The organism is Stenotrophomonas sp. YJH_SMC_127 (assembly GCF_059372445.1).
In genome coordinates this window covers 858130-878017 of the sequence record NZ_JCAFVO010000001.1, presented here as the reverse complement: position 1 = coordinate 878017, position 19888 = coordinate 858130, and the positions used below count along the sequence as shown (strand labels likewise).

Here is a 19888-nt window from a genome sequence, read left to right as displayed (position 1 = left end):
GTGGGATCCTCAGGCGGTGGCGGAAGCGGGAACGTCGGTGCTGCTGTGGACGGCGGCCTGACGCTGGCGCAGCAGGCGGTTGGCCACATCCAGCCAGGCCAGCGCGGAGGCTTCGATGATGTCCTTGCTGGTGCCGGTGCCGTCGTACTCCACGCCGTCATGGCGCACACTCAGGTTGGCTTCGCCACGCGCATCGGCACCGATGCCGACGCTGTGCACGTGATAGCTGTCCAGCATCAGCTGCACGCCGGTGGCGGCCGACAGCGCGCTGAACAGCGCATCGACCGGGCCGTCGCCCTGCGCGGTCTCGGCCACGCGGTTGCCATCCGGGTCGGACAGTTCGACCAGCGCGTTGGCGCGGCTGCCGACGTCGCTGATGGTCATCGAGGCCAGGCGGTAGCCCTGCGCGCTGGAGCCGCCCTGCATCAACGTCTGCAGGTCGGCATCGGTGACCACGCGCTGCTGTTCGCACAGGCCCTTGAACTGCTCGAACACCAGCTTCAGTTCGTCTTCGTCCAGCCAGAAGCCCAACGCACGCAGGCGCGCTTCGACGGCGGCGCGGCCACTGTGGCGGCCCAGCACCATCTGCGAATCTTCCCAGCCCACGTCTTCCGGACGCATGATTTCGTAGGTGCCGCGATGGCGCAGCATGCCGTGCTGGTGGATGCCCGATTCATGGGCGAACGCGTTGGCACCGACGATGGCCTTGTTGCGCTGTACCGGCATGCCGACCAGACGCTGCAGCAGCTGCGAAGTGCCGACGATGCGTGGGGTGTTGATCGAACTGTCCTGTTCGTAGAAGGCCTGGCGGACCTTCAGCACCATCGCGATCTCTTCCAGCGAACAGTTGCCGGCGCGCTCGCCGATGCCGTTGATGGTGCACTCGACCTGGCGTGCACCGCCTTCGATGGCGGCCAGCGAGTTGGCCACCGCCAGGCCCAGGTCGTTGTGGCAGTGCGCGCTGAAGATCACGTTGGCCGCGTTCGGCACGTCGGCGACGCCGGCGATGACCTGCTGGAACATCGCGCGGATTTCTTCCGGCGTGGTGAAGCCGACGGTGTCGGGCAGGTTGATGGTGGTGGCGCCGGCGGCAATGGCCACGCGCGAAACCTCGATCAGGTAGTCCAGCTCGGTGCGGGTGGCATCCTCGGCCGAGAACTCGACGTCGTCGATGTAGGAACGGGCCAACGAGACGTGCTTGCGTACCGACTCCAGCACCTGCTCGCGGGTCATCCGCAGCTTGTGCTCGCGGTGCAGCGGGCTGGTCGACAGGAACACATGCAGGCGCGGGTTGGCTGCCGCTTCCAGTGCACGTGCGGAGGTCTCGATATCGGCCTGCAGGCAGCGCGACAGCACCGCCAGGCTCAGGCTCGGGCGGCGCAGTTCGCGGCCGATCAGCGCCATCGCCTCGCGGTCGGATTGCGAGCTGGCCGGGAAGCCGGTCTCGATGATGTCCACGCCCAGTTCGTCCAGCGCACGCGCCATCACCAGCTTCTGCGGCGGGCTCATGCTGCAGCCGGGGGACTGCTCGCCGTCACGCAGGGTGGTGTCGAAGATGCGGATGCGCGGGGTGGTAATTCGTTCGATGGTGGTCACAGGGAAATCTCCTCGACAGCGGGTGCGACGGCTTGCAGGGGGGAAGGGGAAGAGGCGGGGGAGGCGAGGGCGCTGGCCTTGGTCGGCGAGCGCGGGGTTTCGCTGCGCCGTCGCCGCGGTTTGCGTGGCGGGCGCGGACGGATGTCGGTGAGCAGGCCGGCCAGGACACCGGCATCGATGTTGCCGCCGGACACCACCGCACACTTGCGGCGGCCGGCGACGCGGCGGCCGGCCGCCAGCGCCAACGCGCCCGCGCCCTCGGCGATGATGTGTTCCTCCAGCGCAAGCCGGACCAGCGTTTCGCGCAGTTCGGCCTCGCGCACGATCACCACATCGTCCAGCAGCGAGGTGCACAGGCGGCGGGTCAGGAAGCCGGGAATCTTCACCCGCACGCCGTCGGCCAGAGAGGCAACCGGGGCGATCTCGCGCACGTCGCCGCAGATCGCACGTGCCATCGAATCGACGCCTTCCACCTGCGCGCCAATCACGCGCACGCCCTGCGATTTCAGCGCCAGTGCAACGCCGGAGGCCAGTCCACCGCCGCCGATCGGCACGATCACCACGTCCGGCGCGTGTGCGGCCAGCTCGATGCCGACCGTGCCCTGGCCCGCGATCACATCGGCGTCGTCGAACGCGGACAGGAAGCGGTAGCCGTGTCGCTGTGCCAGTTCGACCGCGAAGGCGTAGGCCTCGTCGTAGCTGGTGCCGTGCTGGCGAACGGTCGCGCCCCAGTGGGCGACGCCGGCGATCTTAGTGGCCGGTGCGCCATGCGGCATCACGGTGATGGCCGGCACGTCCAGGCGGTAGGCCGCCCATGCCACGCCCTGGGCATGGTTGCCGGCCGAGGCGCAGATCACCGGCCGGGTATCGCCGCGCTCGCGGCCGGCCAGCAGCGCGTTCAACGCGCCGCGTACCTTGTAGGACCCGGTGCGCTGCAGGTTCTCCAGCTTCAGCCAGGTGCCGAAGCGCTCGGCATGGTGCAGCGGGGTAGGCGGCAGGAAGCGGCGCAGCCGGGCCTGCGCCGCCAGTACGTCGGCGACGCTTACGTCGCCGACATCGCTTTCCTGGCTGGCATCAGCGGCCGGCATGGGCCACCAGCGCGGTGCGGGCGACCGCCGCATGCGGGCACGGGCGGCGAAGAAGACGCCTCCGTACCGGCACCGTGGTCACTACGGTACGGGTGTTCATACGGATGCTCCTTCCACGGCAGTGACCTGCACGGACACGCAGTCGTAGATCTTCTCGATCTGCCGGCACAGCGTTTCCGCCGGGCGCTGGCCATCCACCACCAGCTGCAGGTGCCAGCGGCCATCGTCGTCGGCCACCGGCGCACCGCTGATCGCGCGCGGTGCGAAGCCGCGGCGTTCGGCCATGCCGATCACGCGCAGCAGCGCGCCTTCGGCCGGGTGCAGCACCAGGTCAAGCCGGTATTGCATTGGGGGTCTCCTGGCGGGCATGGGCAGGGTTGCTTTCCAGCATCGTGCTGTTGGCGGTGTTCGGCGGCACCAGTGGCCACACGTTGGCACGTGCATCGATGGCCACGTGCAGCAGGGCCGGGCCCGGTTCGGCCAGCAGCGCGGCCAGGCCGCCTTCCACGTCATCGCGGTTGTCGATGCGGGTGGCGGCGATGCCGAACACCTGTGCCAGCGCCACGAAGTCCGGGTTGTCGGACAGGTCGATCTCGCTGTAGCGCTCGGCGAAGAACAGTTCCTGCCACTGCCGCACCATGCCCAGCGAACTGTTGTCCAGCAGCACGATCTTCACCGGCAGGCGGCAACGCGCGATGGTCGCCAGCTCCTGCACGTTCATCATGAAGCTGCCGTCGCCGGACACCAGCACCACGGTGCGCTCCGGGCATGCGAACTGCGCACCCATCGCCGCCGGCAGGCCGAAGCCCATGGTGCCCAGCGCGCCACTGGTCAGGTGGTTGCGCGGGTGGTTGAAGCGGCAGTGCTGCGCCACCCACATCTGGTGCTGGCCGACATCGCAGGCGATCACCGCATCGGCCGGGGCCAGCTCGCTCAGGCGCTTCAGCAGCGCCGGGGCGTAGATGTGCTGGCCCGGTGCGTCGTAGCGTGCCGAGAAGCGGTCGCGGTGCTGCGCGCAACGCCTGCGCCACGCGTCCTGATGGGCCTTGGGGGAGGGGAAGGCCGCACGCAGGGCACGGATGGCATGGCCGACGTTGCCAGGCACGGCGACATCGGCGCTGCGCAGCTTGGAGATCTCGTAGGCGTCGGCATCGATATGGACGACGCGGGCGAACGGTGCGAACTCGGCCAGCTTGCCGGTGGCGCGGTCGTCGAAGCGTGCACCCAGCACCAGCAGCAGGTCGCTTTCCTGCACCGCCATGTTGGCCGCGCGGGTACCGTGCATGCCCAGCATGCCCAGTGACTGCGGATGGCTGGCCGGCAGCGCGCCCAGGCCACGCAGGGTCATCACGGTGGGGATGGCGCTGGCTTCGACGAAGTCGCGCAGGTCCTGCACCGCATCGCCCAGCGCGATGCCGCCACCGGCGTAGACCACCGGCTTCTCGGCGGCTGCCAGTGCGGCGATGGCTTCGGCGATGGCCGCTTCGGCCGGCGCAGGTGGCGGCTCGACGCTGCTCGGCACGTGCGCCGGCAGGTGGCTGGCATCGGCCAGCTGCACGTCCTTGGGCAGGTCGATCAGCACCGGGCCGGGCCGGCCCTCGCGGGCGACGCGGAAGGCATCGGCGACCACGCGCGGCAGGTCGTCGACGCTGCGCACCAGCCAGCTGTGCTTGACGATCGGCATGGTCAGGCCGAACACATCCAGTTCCTGGAAAGCGTCAGTACCCAGCAGCGGCGTGGCGACCTGGCCGGTGATGCAGACCATCGGCACCGAATCCAGCATCGCATCGGCAATGCCGGTGACCAGGTTGGAGGCGCCCGGGCCGGAGGTGGCCACGCAGACGCCGACCTGGCCGCTGGCGCGGGCGAATCCATTCGCCGCCAGTGCGGCACCCTGCTCGTGGCGCACCAGGATGTGTTTCAGCGACGAATCCACCAGCGCGTCGTAGAACGGCATGATGGTGCCGCCGGGATAGCCGAACAGCGTGCGGATGCCTTCGGCTTCCAGCGCCTGGGTCAGCCAGCGCGCGCCGTTGGGCGGCGCGCTGCGGTGTGTGGAAGAGCTCATGGGGGAACCTTGCAAAGCGGGTGGGGGAGGGCCGCGCGGTTACGCGGCCTGTCCTTGCAACCAGACCATCTTGGCGCGCAGTTCCTTGCCCACCTTCTCGATCGGGTGCTCCAGGTCGGCCTGCTTGAACCGGTTGTAGTTCGGCAGGCCCGCTTCGTACTCGGCCACCCAGTTCTTGGTGAAGGTGCCGTCCTGGATGTCCTTCAGCACTTCCTTCATGCGCGCCTTGGTGCCGGCGTCGATCACCCGCGGGCCGCTGACGTAGTCCCCGTACTGCGCGGTCTCGGAGATGAATTCCAGCATGCGCGAGATACCGCCTTCATAGAACAGGTCGACGATCAGCTTCAGTTCGTGCAGCACTTCGTAGTAGGCGATCTCCGGCTGGTAGCCCGCTTCGACCAGGGTCTCGAAACCGGCCTGCACCAGTGCCGAGGCACCGCCGCACAGCACCGCCTGCTCGCCGAACAGGTCGGTCTCGGTCTCTTCCTTGAAGGTGGTCTGGATCAGGTTGGCGCGTGCACCGCCGAGGCCGGCCGCATAGGCCAGTGCGTACTCGGCCGCCTTGCCGCTCCTGTCCTGGTAGACCGCCCAGATGCAGGGCACGCCACGGCCGATCTCGTACTCGCGGCGCACCAGCGCGCCCGGACCCTTGGGCGCAACCAGCACCACGTCCAGGTCGTCGCGCGGCCTGATCATGTCGAAGTGCACGTTCAGGCCGTGCGCGAACAGCAGCACCGCACCCTGCTTCATGTTCGGCGCCAGCACGTCGTCGTAGAGCTTCTTCTGCACCATGTCCGGGGTCAGCACGGCGACCAGGTCCGCATCCTTCACCGCGTCGGCCGGTGCTTTCACGGTGAAGCCGTCGGCCTGTGCCTTGACTTCGGTCGGGCCGCCTGGACGCAGGCCTACCACCACGTCGAAGCCGGATTCGCGCAGGTTCAGTGCGTGGGCGCGGCCCTGGCTGCCGTAGCCGATGACGGCGATCTTGGTCTGGGGCAGGTCGTTGGTGCTCATGGGGGAGGTTCCTTGCGGTGGGAAGAAAAAAAGAACGGCCGGTCGTCGAGGTGACGTACCGGCCGGTCAGGGGAAAGCGGTGGAGGAGGCACCATGCGCCGCGCAGGCACAGCCACCACGAGGCGTGGCGGCGGTGTGGGTCCGGGTTTTGCGTTGGGCGTTGTGCATGGTGGTTGCGTCTGAAACCAGGTTCTGAAATGAAAAAACCCGCACCGGGGCGGGTGCGGGTTTTTGAAGAGTTCCGGTGTATTCGTTGCTTACACGCTGGCTCGTCCCGCACCTGTTGGTTGGGTAATAAGTACGAGCACAAGAATCGAACGCAGCGAGGCGGCGCCGATGTCGGCGGCTTCGTTGTGGGTTCGCGGTGGCGTGTTGTGATGCAACATGTGATCGAGAGAAACACAGCCGTTTTGGCGATGTCAACCCTCGCGACGGAATTCTTGTTGGTTTCCGTTGCATCCGGCGCAATCGCCTGTGGCACAAGGATGGTTGCCGCTGAAAGTGTTTCGGTGAACCGGAATTCACTCCTTTCAGGGCGGTTTTTGCGCGGAATCCGGCGGATCCTCGCCTTGCTGGGTGCGGACCTTGCACACCCACCCCAGGACCAACGTCCATGACCTCTGCCCGATACCCCAGGATGGCCGCAGCGGCGAAGATCGGGGGACCACCCTTCCATCGGAACCCGACCGTGTCCCGACGCCTTGCCCGTTCCCTGCTGGCCGCCGCTGTACTGGCCGCTGTGCCCGCACTGTCTTCGGCCGCCGACCGCATCACCGGCCACACCTTTGCCACCCGTTCGGAGGTGATCGCCCCGCATGCGATGGCCGCGACCTCGCAGCCGCTGGCCACCCAGATTGCACTGGACGTGATGAAGGGGGGAGGCTCGGCGGTGGACGCGGCGATCGCCGCCAACGCCGCGCTTGGCCTGATGGAGCCGACCGGCAACGGCATCGGTGGCGACCTGTTCGCCATCGTCTGGGACCCGAAGACGCAGAAGGTCTACGGCTACAACGGTTCGGGGCGCTCGCCGAAGTCGCTGACCCTGGCCGAGTTCCAGCGACGTGGCCTGAAGGACATCCCGGCTACCGGCCCGCTGCCGGTCTCCGTGCCCGGCGCGGTCGACGGCTGGTTCGCGCTGCACGACCGCTTCGGCCGCAAGCCGATGGCCGACAACCTGGCGCCGGCCATCCGCTACGCGCGCGAGGGCCATCCCGTCGCCGAGGTGATCGCCTACTACTGGGACCGCTCGGTGCCCAAGCTGTCGCAGTACCCGGGCTTCAAGGAGCAGTTCACGATCAACGGCCACGCCCCGCGCAAGGGCGAGATGTGGAAGAACCCGAACCTGGCCAGCACCCTGCAGCAGATTGCCGACGGCGGACGCGATGCCTTCTACAAGGGCGCCATTGCCCACACCATCGGCGACTACTTCAAGGCCAATGGTGGCTACCTGAGCTACCAGGACATGGCCGACCACCATGGTGAGTGGGTCGAACCGGTCAGCAGCAACTACCGTGGCTACGACGTGTGGGAGCTGCCGCCGAACAGCCAGGGCATCGCCGCCCTGCAGATCCTCAACGTGCTGGAAGGCTACGATTTCTCGAAGATCCCGTTCGGTTCACCCGAGCACGTGCACCTGTTCGTCGAAGCGAAGAAGCTGGCCTTCGCCGACCGTGCGCGCTTCTATGCCGACATGGCCTTCCAGCCGGCGCCGGTGCAGAAGCTGATCTCCAAGGAATACGCCGCGCAGCGCCGCGCACTGATCTCGATGGACAAGGCGCTGAAGGAAGTGCAGCCGGGCACGCCGAAGCAGCTGGAAGAAGGCGACACGATCTACATGACCGTGGCCGACGCCGACGGCATGATGGTGTCGTTGATCCAGTCCAACTACCGCGGCATGGGCAGCGGCATGGCGCCGCCGGGACTGGGCTTCATCCTGCAGGATCGTGGCGAGATGTTCGTGCTGCAGAAGAACCATCCCAACGGCTATGCACCGGGCAAGCGGCCGTTCCAGACGATCATCCCGGCGTTCATCACCAAGGGCGGCAAGCCGTACGCCAGCTTCGGCGTGATGGGCGGCGCGATGCAGCCGCAGGGCCACGCGCAGATCGTGATGAACCTGGTGGATTTCGGCATGAACCTGCAGGAAGCCGGTGACGCACCGCGCATCCAGCACGAGGGCTCGACCGAACCGACCGGACAGGCCACGGCGATGACCGACGGTGGTGAAGTGAATCTGGAAACCGGCTTCCCGTACGAGACGGTGCGTGCGCTGATGCGCAAGGGGCATCGCATCGTGTTCGCCGATGGGCCTTATGGCGGGTACCAGGCGATCATGCGCGACCCCGAGAGCGGGGTTTATTACGGAGCTTCGGAGAGTCGCAAGGATGGGCAGGCGGCGGGGTATTGAGGTTTCCCGGCCAACGGGCTGAGCCCCCTCTGCGGTGGGTTCAGAAGCGGAATAGCTTGTTGGGCCGGGTGGGTAGGCTGTTCGGGGGACGCCGCAAGTACGTCCTTGTAGGCTTGGCAGCCGCATCCATGCGGCTGACACCCCCGCCCAGCCCACCCACCCGGCCTCTGACAGTTTTCTGCGGCCGCCACCGCAGGAAGAAAAAAGAAGATCAAAAGCAACAGCAACAGCAACAGCAACAGCCGCGTGCTGATGGTTGGGGTCGGATCCGTTTTCCGCAGAAAAGCGGATCCGACCCCTTCTTGTTTTCCGATACACCTCATCCACGCATGGCGTGAAGAACCAACCGTCACCGGAAATCTGTCGGGGGTGGGGCGGTGTGGGTGGGCAGGACCGTTGGCGCCATGGATGGCGCCATCGAGCCCCCATGGATGGGTTCACGGCGTGTCCTGCCCACCCACACCGCCTCGCCCAGCCAGCAGTAACCCAGAGCCGCTTTGGCTTCTGCACTTGCACTTGCACTTGCTTGAAAAAAGCGGTGCAGCCGCAGGCTGCAAAACACCCTCAATCCTGATCGTGCGCGCGTGCGGCCTCGGCCTGGGTCTCCTCCTGCGCCGCCATCTCGCGCGCGATCCACGCATCGATCATGTGCCGCTGGCGCTGCGCCTGCCGCCGCTCACGCGTGTACTCCTGGTCGAGCACGCGGTACAGCGACACCATCACCAGCACCATCAGCAGCGCGAATGGCAACGCCGCAATCGTGATCATGCCCTGCAGTGCATCCAGGCCACCGGCCAGCAGCAAGGCCGCTGCGATCAACGCCACCGCGATGCCCCAGGCCAGCTTGCGCTTCAACGGAGGATCGCCTGCTTCGTCAGTGGACATGCTGGCCAGCACCAGTACCGCCGAGTCGGCCGAGGTCACGAAGAAGATCATCAGCAGTACCAGTGCGATGCAGGACAGCAGCAGCGGCAGCGGCATGCTGTCGAACAACGTGAACAACACCGTCTCGTAGCCATTGCCCAGCGCCTGCACCAGGTCGGCATGGCCGAAGATCTGTGCCCACAAGGCCGTTCCACCGAAAACGGCGAACCAGAAGAAGCCCAGCAGGGTTGGTGCCAGCACTACGCCGATCACGAACTCGCGCACGCTGCGGCCACGCGAGATGCGTGCGATGAACGACCCCACGAACGGAGCCCAGGAAATCCACCAGGCCCAGTAGAAAATCGTCCAGTCGGCCACCCATGTGCTGCCGGAGAACGGTGACATGCGCAGGCTCATCGTCACCAGTTGGTTGAGGTAGGAGCCCAGCGTGGTGGTGAACGTATCGAAGATGAATCCGGTCGGCCCCAGCACCAGCAGGATGGCGGCCAGCAGGGCAGCCAACGCCAGGTTGAAATTGGACAGCCACTTCACACCTCGCTCCACGCCACTGGCGGTGGACGCCATATACAGCACGAAGGCGATGGCGATGATGGTCATCTGCACCGGGACCGTAGCTTCCAGGCCGAACACGCGTTCCACGCCCGCGGCGATCTGGATGGTGCCGAAGCCCAGCGTAGTCGCGACACCGATCGCGGTGGCGACCACTGCAGCGATGTTGACCACCCTACCGATCCAGCCGCGATGGTGGCGGCCGATGATCGGCTGCAGCATGTCGCTGACCAGGCCGCGGCCGTTGCGGTTGAACTGGAACCAGGCCATCGCCAGGCCGATCAGTGCGTAGATGGCCCACGGGTGCAGGCCCCAATGGAAGAACGCATAGCGCATCGATGCGCGCGCCGCATCCAGGCTTTGCGGCGCCAGGCCTTCCGGCGGCTTGCTGAAATGCGAGATGGGCTCGGCCGCACCCCAGAACACCAGGCCGATGCCCATGCCGGCGGCGAACAGCATCGACATCCAGCTGGCACGCGAGAACTCGGGTTCGGCGTCCTCGCCACCGATGCGCAGATTGCCGAAGCGGCCGAACGCCAGGTACATCAGGAACACCAGCGCCAGGAACACCACCAGCAGGTACAGCCAGCCGACGCTGCGGATGACTTCTGCCAGCATCGACTGCACCACGGCATTGAAGGGGCCTGGTGCAATACCGGCAAGCAGCACCAGCAGCAGAACCAGTGCGATGGAAACGCGAAACACCATGAAGGAGCTTCTCCGATCAAGGGATTGAGGGGAGCGAGCAGAGCTTGCAGCGAAGGACCGGCGGCATGCAGCGCGAACCGGGCAGGGGCCGCGTCGGCGGCGAAGGAGGCATCGGTCGCTGGAGGGCGACGGACGTGCACGGTACTGAACGCGACGTCATGGTTCTGTTAAAGAACAGCGATCCGGGGCAACTCCCGGAGCGGGCGGTCTATGCTCTAATGCACGCCAAGAAGCGGGGGTACCGCGGCCATGTGGCCACGGTTGAGACAGTCCCTTGGAACCTGATCCGGCTCATACCGGCGTAGGGAAGCTTTGCAGTGCAGCCGTGCCCGGACACCGCCCAAGGACCGTCCGTGCGCGGTCGCAGTGCGCCGCCGCTTCGTCCCTGACCTTCCTGGACGATGCCCGATGAACGCACAGCTCTCCGCCCTGCAGCAACAGGCCCAGCAACTCTCCGAATCCGTGACCCGGCCCATTCCCGGCTCGCGCAAGATCCACGTACCCGGTTCGCGTCCGGATCTGCAGGTGCCGATGCGCGAGATCGCGTTGACCCGCACGCCGACGCTGTTCGGCGGCGAGGAGAATGCACCGGTCACGGTCTACGACACGTCGGGCCCGTACACCGATCCGGACGCGCGTATCGATCTGTCCGCGGGCCTGCCGGCGCTGCGTCGTGGCTGGGTGGAGGAGCGCGGCGATACCGAACAGCTCGATGGCCTGAGTTCGTCGTTCGGCCGCGACCGCGAGCACGATCCGAAGCTCGATGCTGTGCGCTTCCCCACACGCAGCCTGCCGCGACGTGCACGTGCAGGCGCGAACGTCACCCAGATGCACTATGCGCGCCGCGGCATCATCACGCCGGAAATGGAATTCGTCGCCATCCGCGAAAACCAGCGGCTGGACGCGATGCGCGATGCCGGCCTGCTGCAGCAGCACCCGGGCGAGGCGTTCGGCGCCTCGATCCAGAAGATCATCACGCCGGAGTTCGTGCGCGATGAAATCGCCCGTGGCCGTGCGGTGCTGCCCAACAACATCAACCACCCGGAAAGCGAGCCGATGATCATCGGCCGCAATTTCCTGACCAAGATCAACGCCAACATCGGCAACAGCGCCGTCTCTTCGGGCATTGCCGAGGAAGTGGAGAAGCTGGTGTGGGCGATCCGCTGGGGTGGTGACACCGTGATGGACCTGTCCACCGGCAAGCACATCCACGAAACCCGCGAGTGGATCATCCGCAACTCGCCGGTGGCGATCGGTACCGTGCCGATCTACCAGGCGCTGGAGAAGGTCGACGGCCGCGCCGAAGCGCTTACCTGGGAGATCTTCCGCGACACGCTGATCGAGCAGGCCGAGCAGGGCGTGGACTACTTCACCATCCACGCCGGCGTGCTGCTGCGCTACGTGCCGCTCACCGCCAAGCGCGTGACCGGCATCGTCAGCCGCGGTGGTTCGATCATGGCCAAGTGGTGCCTGGCGCACCACAGGGAGAATTTCCTCTACACGCACTTCGAAGACATCTGCGAGATCATGAAGGCCTATGACGTGACCTTCTCGCTGGGTGACGGCCTGCGCCCGGGCTGCATCGCCGATGCCAACGACGCGGCGCAGTTCGGTGAGCTGGAGACGCTGGGTGAGCTGACCAAGATCGCCTGGAAGCATGATGTGCAGACCATGATCGAAGGCCCCGGCCACGTGCCGATGCAGCTGATCAAGGAGAACATGGACAAGCAGCTGCGCGAATGCGGCGAAGCGCCGTTCTACACGCTGGGGCCGCTGACCACCGACATCGCGCCGGGCTACGACCACATCACCAGCGCGATCGGTGCGGCGATGATCGGTTGGTTCGGCACGGCGATGCTCTGCTACGTGACGCCGAAGGAACACCTCGGCTTGCCCAATCGCCAGGACGTGCGTGATGGCATCATGGCCTACCGCATCGCCGCGCATGCGGCCGACCTGGCCAAGGGCCACCCGGGCGCGCAGGTACGCGACAACGCACTGAGCAAGGCGCGCTTCGAGTTCCGCTGGGAAGACCAGTTTCACCTTGGCCTGGATCCGGAGAAGGCCAGGGAGTTCCATGACGAAACGCTGCCGAAGGATGCGCACAAGCTGTCGCACTTCTGCTCGATGTGCGGCCCGCACTTCTGTTCGATGAAGATCACCCAGGATGTGCGTGACTACGCCGAGGCCGGCATGAAGGAGAAGTCGGAGGAGTTCCGCGCCGCGGGTGCCGAGGTCTACCACCAGGGGTGATGCGCAGACGGTGGTGCCGGCCCGCGGCCGGCACTACCGCTCATCACGCCGCTCCCGGCTATCCTCCGCCCATCATCCCGCGGAAAGGACACCATGCCTGTTGCCATGACCACCCGTTGGCTGGCCATTGCCCGCCGGCATCCTTCGGCCTGGTTGCTGGGCGCGCAGCTGCTGGCGGTGCTGCTGTATCCCGCGCTGGATGACACCGCCGCCGGCCGCGCGGCACTGGGCATGTTCGGCATGGCGGTACTCGGCCTGGCGCTGTGGGTGGTCCAGCGCAGCCCGCTGGGCACCTGGCTGGCGCTGTTGCTGGCCATTCCCTCGGTGGTGTTCTCGTTGGCAGGCGCATTGCTCGAGCGCACCGCATTGCTGACCACCGCGCAGGTGCTGGAGAGCCTGCTGTACTTCTACACGGCTGGCGCCCTGATTGCCTACATGCTCCAGGACCACAAGGTCACCCGCGACGAACTGTTCGCAGCAGGCGCAACCTTCACCCTGCTGGCGTGGGCGTTCGCCTTCGCGTTCGCAGTGTGCCAGCAGTGGTATCCGGGCAGTTTCCAGGGCACCGGCGGGCAGGCGCAGCGCAGTTGGATGGAGCTGCTTTATCTCAGCTTCAGCTTGCTGTCTGGAGTCGGCTTGAGTGACGTGGTGCCGCTGCATCCACAGGCACGTGCACTGGTCATGCTGGAGCAGTTTTCCGGCGTGATGTACGTGGCTTTGGTGGTTTCGCGGCTGGTCGGATTGACCATGTTGCGGCGCATGTGAAAATGAACGCCAGATAAAAATTTCGCGCCCAAGAGGGCGCGAATGATGTCGCGAATTATGTGAATGCGTCGGCGAGAGAGAGCCTGATGTCGACCACGCGATAGGCGAGGTAACTTGCATAGGCTAGTATTCGCGCGCTCGATTGTTTTTGCGGTATGCGCCGATGCTTTGTGCGGAGTCTGGCTTTTCGCTGTTCCCAGGACGGGACCGTAACGAAGGCAAACACTGCCCGGGACCTGTCTCTACTGTGTAGCAGAAAATGAACAGCAGCGAAATACAGCCACCCGTGTCCGATCGGATACGGATAGGAGAGTGCATCGTCACTCTGTCCTCGCGCGAAGTCGAGGTCGTCGGTGCGCGTCGTCCGCGCCGGCTGACGCCGAAGGCGCTGGGCGTGCTGCGCGTGCTGCTGCGGCAGCCGGGCCGTGTGGTCACCCGCGACGAGTTGTTCGCCGAGGTGTGGCCGGACACGCTGCCGACCAACGATGTGCTGACCCAGGCCGTTACCCAGCTGCGCAAGGCGTTCAGCAACGACGACGACAGCGGCCAGGCCTACATCGAGACCATTGCCAAGACCGGCTATCGGCTTCTGGTACCGGTACAGGCGCTGGACGATGCGGAGCCGTCGGCTGCGGGCTTGCCTGACGACGAAGGTGTGGACGTGCAGCCCGCACTCGCCGCCGCTGCGGTGCTGCCCGCGCGCGCGCAGGAATCGCGCCGCCGCTGGCGCCATGTCCGCCGCCGCGTGCTGCTGGCGCTGGGCGTGTTGATGCTGGCCACGCTGCTGGTGATGACCACGCTGCTGCTGCGCCGCGCACCGGCCAGCAGTTCGCCGGTGGAGGCCGCCGTGGAGAACGGCACGCGGGTGATCGGCAGCCCCCAGCGTCCCTATCGGTTGATCACCGCAACCAGCGGCTTTGAAACCTATCCCACGCTGTCACCGGATGGTTCGCTGGTGGCCTATGAAGGCGCCAACGAAGATGGCAACGGCGGTGGTGCGATCAAGGTACAGACCTCCGGCAACGCGCCGGCGCGCCAGTTGCTGGCGCCGCCGGCCGGTGCCGTCGATCGATTCCCGAACTGGTCGCCGGATGGTCGCGAAATTGCCTTCGCACGGTTCTCTGCCGACGGTGGCTGCCAGGTGCTGATCGCCAGCGCTACTGGTGGCGCACTGCGCCAGGCCACGCGCTGCGATGGCACCGAGCTGCTCAGCTTCGACTGGACGCCCGATGGTCGCGGCCTGGTGTTCGGCAGCATGGTCGGGCGCTACGCGCACCGTGGCATCCGCGTGCTGGACCTGGCCAGTGGTCAGTGGCGCGCGCTGGCGTACAGCGTCGACCAGGACGACTTCGACTACGCACCGCGTTACTCGCCCGATGGGCAATGGCTGGTGTTCGTGCGCAACCCGCAGCTGGGCGATCTGTGGCGGGTGCCGGCCGCGGGCGGCACGCCCGAGCAGTTGACCAACGAGGCGGCAGAGCTGCGCGGATGGGCCTGGCTGGACGATGGCCGCACCATCGTGTTCGGTCGCCGCGTCGACAGCGAGGCGCGGCTCTATTATCTGGACGTCGAGCGGCACACGCTGCGCGATGCCGGCCTGGATGATGCGCAGTGGCCCGCCGTGTCGCGACGTGGCGGGATGCTGGCCTTCGTCCACCGGCGCGCGCAGTTCGGCGTGTTCAAGGTGCCGGTGCAGGGCAGCGGCGCGCCCGAACGCCTGTTTGCATCCAGTGGCCGCGATGGGCAGCCGATGGCAGCGCCCGATGGCCGCCAGCTGGTCTTCACCTCGGATCGCTCCGGCAGCTTCGCCCTGTGGTGGGCGGACATGCAGCGGCCGGATTCGCTGCGCCCCATTGAAGGGCTGCGGCCGGAAGCGCGGCAGGCACCGGACTGGTCGGCCGACAGCCGCCAGCTGCTCGTGGTCGGCCGCGACGCGCATGGGCGCACGGTGGTCTACGAGATCGCGCCACGCGATGAACGCCTGCAACCTTTGCCGGTCCCGGCCGAACAGCCGCTGCAGGCCCTGTATGGCGCGTCGCCGGATCAGTTGTTTGTGGTCGAGCGCGATGCCGACCAGCGCACCCGGTTGAGTCTGTTCGACCGCAGCACCCAGCCCTGGCGCCGGTTGGCCAGCATCGAAGGGGTGTCGCAGGCGCGCTTCGACCGCAGCAGTGGCCGCGTGTTGTTCACCCGCCTGGCCGCAGGTGGCCTGTGGTCGGCCGACGCCGCGTTGTCGTCGGGCAGCGTGCAGCAGATCAGCGATGACCGGCCCAGCCGCTGGCGATACCGGGCCTGGACCGTGGCCGGCAACACTGGCGTCGGTTACCTCGGCACTTCGAGCACGTGTGGCACCACCTTCGTGCGCATCCTGCCCGGCCGCGCGGAGCCGGAACGCTGCCTGGATGCGGAACGGCTCAGCGCCGGCAACGGACTCAGCGCCAGCGCTGACGGGCATGACCTGTTCGTGGCGATGGCGGTCAGCGATGGTGCCGACATCGGTGTGATGCGGTTGCCCGAACGCCCCCCCGCGCTGTTCCCGGCGTTCTCCAAGTTATTGTTTTTCAGTGGAAATGGGCCTTCGTAATTTCTTCGTCTGGATCTCGTCGCGAATTCGTGGCGATCTCGTCGGACTTTCCTGACGCGGTGCCGCCTGATTAGGCAAAACGGAGTCCTGTACTAGGCAAATCCGTGGTGCCCCCATGCGTCAACTCTCGCTGGCCGATCGCGGCCAAACCGTCTCCCTGGACCGGTCGCTCGACGATGTCACGCCGACCTGCCTGGGCGTGGCCCGGCTGGGCAGCCTGCAGACCGCCGGCTCCAGCTTCACTGTCTGGATGCAGGTGCGTGGCAGTTCGTGGGTGGAGGCCAAGGAAGGACGATTCCGCCTGCGCCAGGGCGAGTGGATCGCCTTCGAGAAGGAATCGCGGCCGTTGGTGCAGGCCGGTCGCAACGGGCTGTGCGTTGGCCTGAACCTGAACGTTGAAGCGCTTCGCGTGCTGACCGAGATGGCCGACTGTGGCCTGTATGCCGGTCGTGGCCGCATGAACCGCAGTGACGCCCGCGTTGCGCTGCGCTTGTGGCGCGATGCGCTGGCCAGCGGCCAGCCGGCCCCGGCCTTGCGTCCGTTGCTGCTGCACCTTGCTGGCCTGCAGCGTGGCCTGGCCGACAACGTGCAGCGCTGCCCGGGCCGCTCGCGCAGCCGCAAGCGCCAGGTGTTCGGCCGCATGCAGCGTGCGCGCCTCTATCTGGAAGGCAACAGCCACCGGGTGGTGCGCATCGGCGAACTGGCCGAACTGACCAACTTCTCCAGCTGGTACCTCTCCAAGACCTTCCAGAGCCTGTACGAGGAAAGCCCGCAGTCGCTTTCGGCACGACTGCGCCTCGAACGCGCCGCCGACCTGCTGCGCGACACCGACATGATGGTGGGCGAGGTCGCCGCCGCCAGCGGCTTCGACAACTGCTGCAGCTTCGCGCGTGCGTTCCGCGCCCGCTACGGCCAGTCCGCGTCGCGCTTCAGGGAGAACGGCGGCTTGCTCCCGCCACAATCCGCAAAGTCTCCGGTTGGTTCGCGCAAATACAGCGCTGCAACGCAATCGTAACGTGCTGGGGTGTTTTAACACGCTGCTAACACGTACCTTGGAGAGATAGATGAACGTTCGTAATCCCGCAGTGCGGTTCGGCTTGCTGCCGGCCGGCATTGCGCTGGCGCTGGCGCCGGCCTTTGCTTCGGCTCAGGAAGCAAAGGGCACCACCGACCTGGACCGCATTTCGGTCACCGGCTCGCGCATCCGCGGCGCCTCGGTGGAGACCCAGCAGCCGATCCTGACGATGACCCGCGAATCCCTGGAAAAGCAGGGCTTCTCGAGCGTCGCCGACGTGCTGAACAACCTGACCTCGGCCGGCTCCCCGGCCATCTCGCGTTCGGAGTCGCTGGCTTCGGGCGAGAACGTGGGCGGCTACTACGTCGACATCCGCAACCTGGGCGCCGAGCGCACCCTGGTGCTGATGAACGGCAAGCGCCTGGGCGCTTCGACCTCGGGTCTGCAGGACCTGAGCCAGATCCCGATGTCGGCCGTTGAGCGCATCGAGATCCTGAAGGACGGCGCCTCGTCGATCTACGGTTCCGACGCCATTGCCGGCGTGGTCAACGTGATCACCCGCAAGAACTTCGACGGCGGCGAAGCCAATGTCTACGTCGGCCAGTACGGCAAGGGCGACGGCGACAGCGAAACCTATTCGATGACCCTCGGTGCCCGCGGTGAGCGCGGCAGCCTGACCCTGTCGGCCGAGTACTCGAAGCAGGATCCGGTGTGGGCCAAGGACCGCTGGTACAGCCGTGACGGCTCGCTGGGTCCGAACTCCACCTCGGCTGATTGGAGCCCGATCAGCCAGAACGGCAGCTGGTGCAACCCGAAGCTGTACGACTGCAGCAAGTCGAGCGCGGTGTGGCAGACCCTGAACCCGGGTGGCAATCCGAAGAACCCGAACGACTACCACGCGATCACCGAAGACGAGTTCGCCAACTCGAACGAGCAGATGACCCTGCTGACCGGTGTGAAGCGCAAGTCGGTCTACATCAACGGCACCTACGACTTCACCGATTCGATCAGCCTGAACACCGACGTGCTCTACAACGAGCGCCAGACGTTCCAGCAGATCGCCGGCTACCCGTACCAGTCCGCTTCCAAGTCGATCAACACCCCGCTGTCGGCAGACAGCGCCTTCAACCCGGTTGGCCAGGACGTCAGCTTCCGCCGCCGCCTGTGGGAAGTGCCGCGTACCACTGACAGCCAGCTGAAGACCCTGCGCTTCGCTCCGACCCTGACCGGCTTCTTCGAGCTGGGTGGCAAGACCTTCGACTGGGATGTCGGCGCGCTGTGGAACCGCAACGAGTCGATCAAGAGCAACCGCGGTGACATGAGCCTGATCGGCGCGCGTCAGGCGCTGGGCCCGTCGTTCATCGATGCCGGTGGCGTTGCCCGCTGCGGCACCGCCGCCAACCCGATCCTGGGCGATTGCCGTCCGTGGAACCCGCTGCTGCCGTACGGCGTTGAGGGTCAGGGCTCGCTGGCGAACCAGGAGCTGCAGGACTTCCTGTTCCCGACCTTCACCACCCGTGGCGTCACCAAGACCACCAGCTTCACCGCCAACCTGTCGGGCGCCATCGTGACCCTGCCGGCCGGCGACCTGGGCTTCGCCCTGGGTGTCGAGCACCGCAAGGAAGAAGGCAGCTACGTGCCGGACGCCTTCGCACAGTCGGGCCAGTCCACCGGCCTGGGCCAGAAGCCGACCCGCGGCCAGTACGATCTGAACGAGGTCTACCTCGAACTGAACGTGCCGCTGCTGGCCGACATGGCCTTCGCCAAGGAACTGACCCTGAACGTTGCCAGCCGTTATTCGGACTACAGCAACTTCGGTGGCACCACCAACAGCAAGTTCGGCCTGACCTGGCGTCCGCTGGATGAACTGCTGGTCCGCGGCACCTACGCCGAGGGCTTCCGCGCTCCGACCATCAGCGACCTGTACGGTGGCCTGAGCTCGAGCTTCGAGTCCTACATCGATCCGTGCGGCGTGAAGGCTCCGGGCAGCGTTGCAGGCAATGCCGCGTGCTCCGGCGCAGGCGTGCCGGCCAACTACGTGCAGCTGGGCCAGGCAGGCAAGGAATGTTCGACCCTGCCGTGCCAGTCGGGTGACCAGTTCATCTCGGGTGCCAATCCGAACCTGAAGCCGGAAACCTCCAAGAGCACCACCTTCGGCCTGGTGTGGAGCCCGCGTTGGGTGCAGGGCCTGGACGTGTCGCTGGATTGGTACAAGTACGAAATCAGCGACATGATCATCGCTGACAGCGTCGACCGCATCCTGCGTGACTGCTACGTGCTGGGTAACGCTTCGCGCTGCTCGAGCGTGACCCGTGCGGCTGACGGCCACGTCAGTGCGATCACCTACGGCACCGCCAACCTCGGCAAGATGGAAACCCAGGGCTACGATCTGGGCATCAAGTACCGCCTGCCGGAACTGGCCATTGGCCAGTTCAGCATCGACTGGCAGACCAGCTACACCGCCAAGTACGACGAGCAGCGCCAGAACAGCGCGGGCGACAACATCATGGTCGGCCGCGTCAGCGAGCCGGGCCTGTTCCGCGTGCGTTCGAACCTGGGCGTCAACTGGCAGTACGGCGATTTCGGTGTGAACTACACCGCGCGCTACTACTCGGGCATGAAGGAAAGCTGCATCTCGCTGGCTGACGGCTGGTGCGATGCTCCGAACCACATGGCCAACGGTGAGACCGATCCGCTGCGTCACACCGGTTCCAACACCTTCCACGACCTGCAGGTCAGCTGGAAGGCGCCGTGGGATGCGACCATCGCCCTGGGCGCGAACAATGTGTTCGACCACAAGGGTGCCCTGCAGTACTCGGCTCCGAACTCGGCGTTCGCCTACTACGGCGGCTTCGACGTGGGTCGCTTCCTGTACATGAAGTACACCCAGCGCTTCTGATCCATCGAAGTGCGGTAGCAACAGAAGGAGGGCGGACCGCAAGGTCCGCCCTTTTTC

General features: G+C 66.3%; 12 protein-coding genes and 1 riboswitch. Of the genes, 6 read left to right on the top strand and 6 right to left on the bottom strand.

Translation table 11 applies throughout. From position 1 onward, the window contains the following. Positions 1-9 precede the first annotated feature (9 nt). The 5 genes from AC5QAB_RS03935 to ilvC all read right to left on the bottom strand — a co-directional run bounded on the left by AC5QAB_RS03935 (position 10) and on the right by ilvC (position 5766). Complete coding sequence (locus AC5QAB_RS03935; RefSeq protein ID WP_197561213.1) at positions 10-1596, bottom strand: 2-isopropylmalate synthase; 1587 nt, start codon at positions 1594-1596, stop codon at positions 10-12. Continuing rightward, positions 1593-2684: a threonine dehydratase gene (locus AC5QAB_RS03930; RefSeq protein ID WP_197561214.1), complete on the bottom strand. Its 1092-nt coding sequence runs from the start codon at positions 2682-2684 to the stop codon at positions 1593-1595. The genes AC5QAB_RS03935 and AC5QAB_RS03930 overlap by 4 nt, the downstream gene beginning before the upstream one ends. A gap of 96 nt (positions 2685-2780) precedes the next feature. Continuing rightward, positions 2781-3032 carry an ACT domain-containing protein gene (locus AC5QAB_RS03925; protein ID WP_014648335.1) on the bottom strand — a complete coding sequence of 84 codons (252 nt, stop codon included), beginning with the start codon at positions 3030-3032 and terminating at the stop codon, positions 2781-2783. After that, positions 3016-4752 (bottom strand): acetolactate synthase 2 catalytic subunit, encoded by a 1737-nt coding sequence (gene ilvG / locus AC5QAB_RS03920; RefSeq protein ID WP_197561215.1) that lies wholly within the window; start codon positions 4750-4752, stop codon positions 3016-3018. The genes AC5QAB_RS03925 and ilvG overlap by 17 nt, the downstream gene beginning before the upstream one ends. A gap of 39 nt (positions 4753-4791) precedes the next feature. Further along, positions 4792-5766: a ketol-acid reductoisomerase gene (ilvC, locus tag AC5QAB_RS03915; RefSeq protein WP_197561216.1), complete on the bottom strand. Its 975-nt coding sequence runs from the start codon at positions 5764-5766 to the stop codon at positions 4792-4794. Positions 5767-6454: 688 nt separating this feature from the next. Here ilvC and ggt point away from each other — a divergent pair. After that, a complete protein-coding gene (gene ggt, locus AC5QAB_RS03910) occupies positions 6455-8173 on the top strand; it encodes a gamma-glutamyltransferase (protein WP_032958019.1) in 1719 nt (572 codons plus the stop codon). 564 nt (positions 8174-8737) lie between these two features. On the opposite strand, the gene AC5QAB_RS03905 is transcribed toward ggt, so the two are convergent. Then, entirely contained in the window at positions 8738-10315 is a 1578-nt protein-coding gene (locus tag AC5QAB_RS03905) for a BCCT family transporter (protein ID WP_049408706.1), read from the bottom strand. 224 nt (positions 10316-10539) lie between these two features. Beyond that, positions 10540-10641, top strand: a riboswitch (TPP riboswitch). Positions 10642-10723: 82 nt separating this feature from the next. Between AC5QAB_RS03905 and thiC the strand changes: the two genes are divergently transcribed. The 5 genes from thiC to AC5QAB_RS03880 all read left to right on the top strand — a co-directional run bounded on the left by thiC (position 10724) and on the right by AC5QAB_RS03880 (position 19831). Continuing rightward, positions 10724-12568 carry a phosphomethylpyrimidine synthase ThiC gene (thiC, locus tag AC5QAB_RS03900; RefSeq protein ID WP_164166186.1) on the top strand — a complete coding sequence of 615 codons (1845 nt, stop codon included), beginning with the start codon at positions 10724-10726 and terminating at the stop codon, positions 12566-12568. Between the two features lie 93 nt (positions 12569-12661). Further along, positions 12662-13333, top strand: a complete 672-nt coding sequence (locus tag AC5QAB_RS03895) for an ion channel (RefSeq protein WP_014648329.1) — start codon at positions 12662-12664, stop codon at positions 13331-13333. Between the two features lie 259 nt (positions 13334-13592). Continuing rightward, positions 13593-15917, top strand: coding sequence for a winged helix-turn-helix domain-containing protein (locus AC5QAB_RS03890; RefSeq protein ID WP_495233165.1), 2325 nt, complete (start codon positions 13593-13595; stop codon positions 15915-15917). Positions 15918-16032: 115 nt separating this feature from the next. Next, complete coding sequence (locus AC5QAB_RS03885; RefSeq protein WP_197561904.1) at positions 16033-16932, top strand: helix-turn-helix domain-containing protein; 900 nt, start codon at positions 16033-16035, stop codon at positions 16930-16932. A gap of 49 nt (positions 16933-16981) precedes the next feature. Then, positions 16982-19831, top strand: a complete 2850-nt coding sequence (locus AC5QAB_RS03880; protein WP_014648326.1) for a TonB-dependent receptor plug domain-containing protein — start codon at positions 16982-16984, stop codon at positions 19829-19831. Positions 19832-19888: the final 57 nt, after the last annotated feature.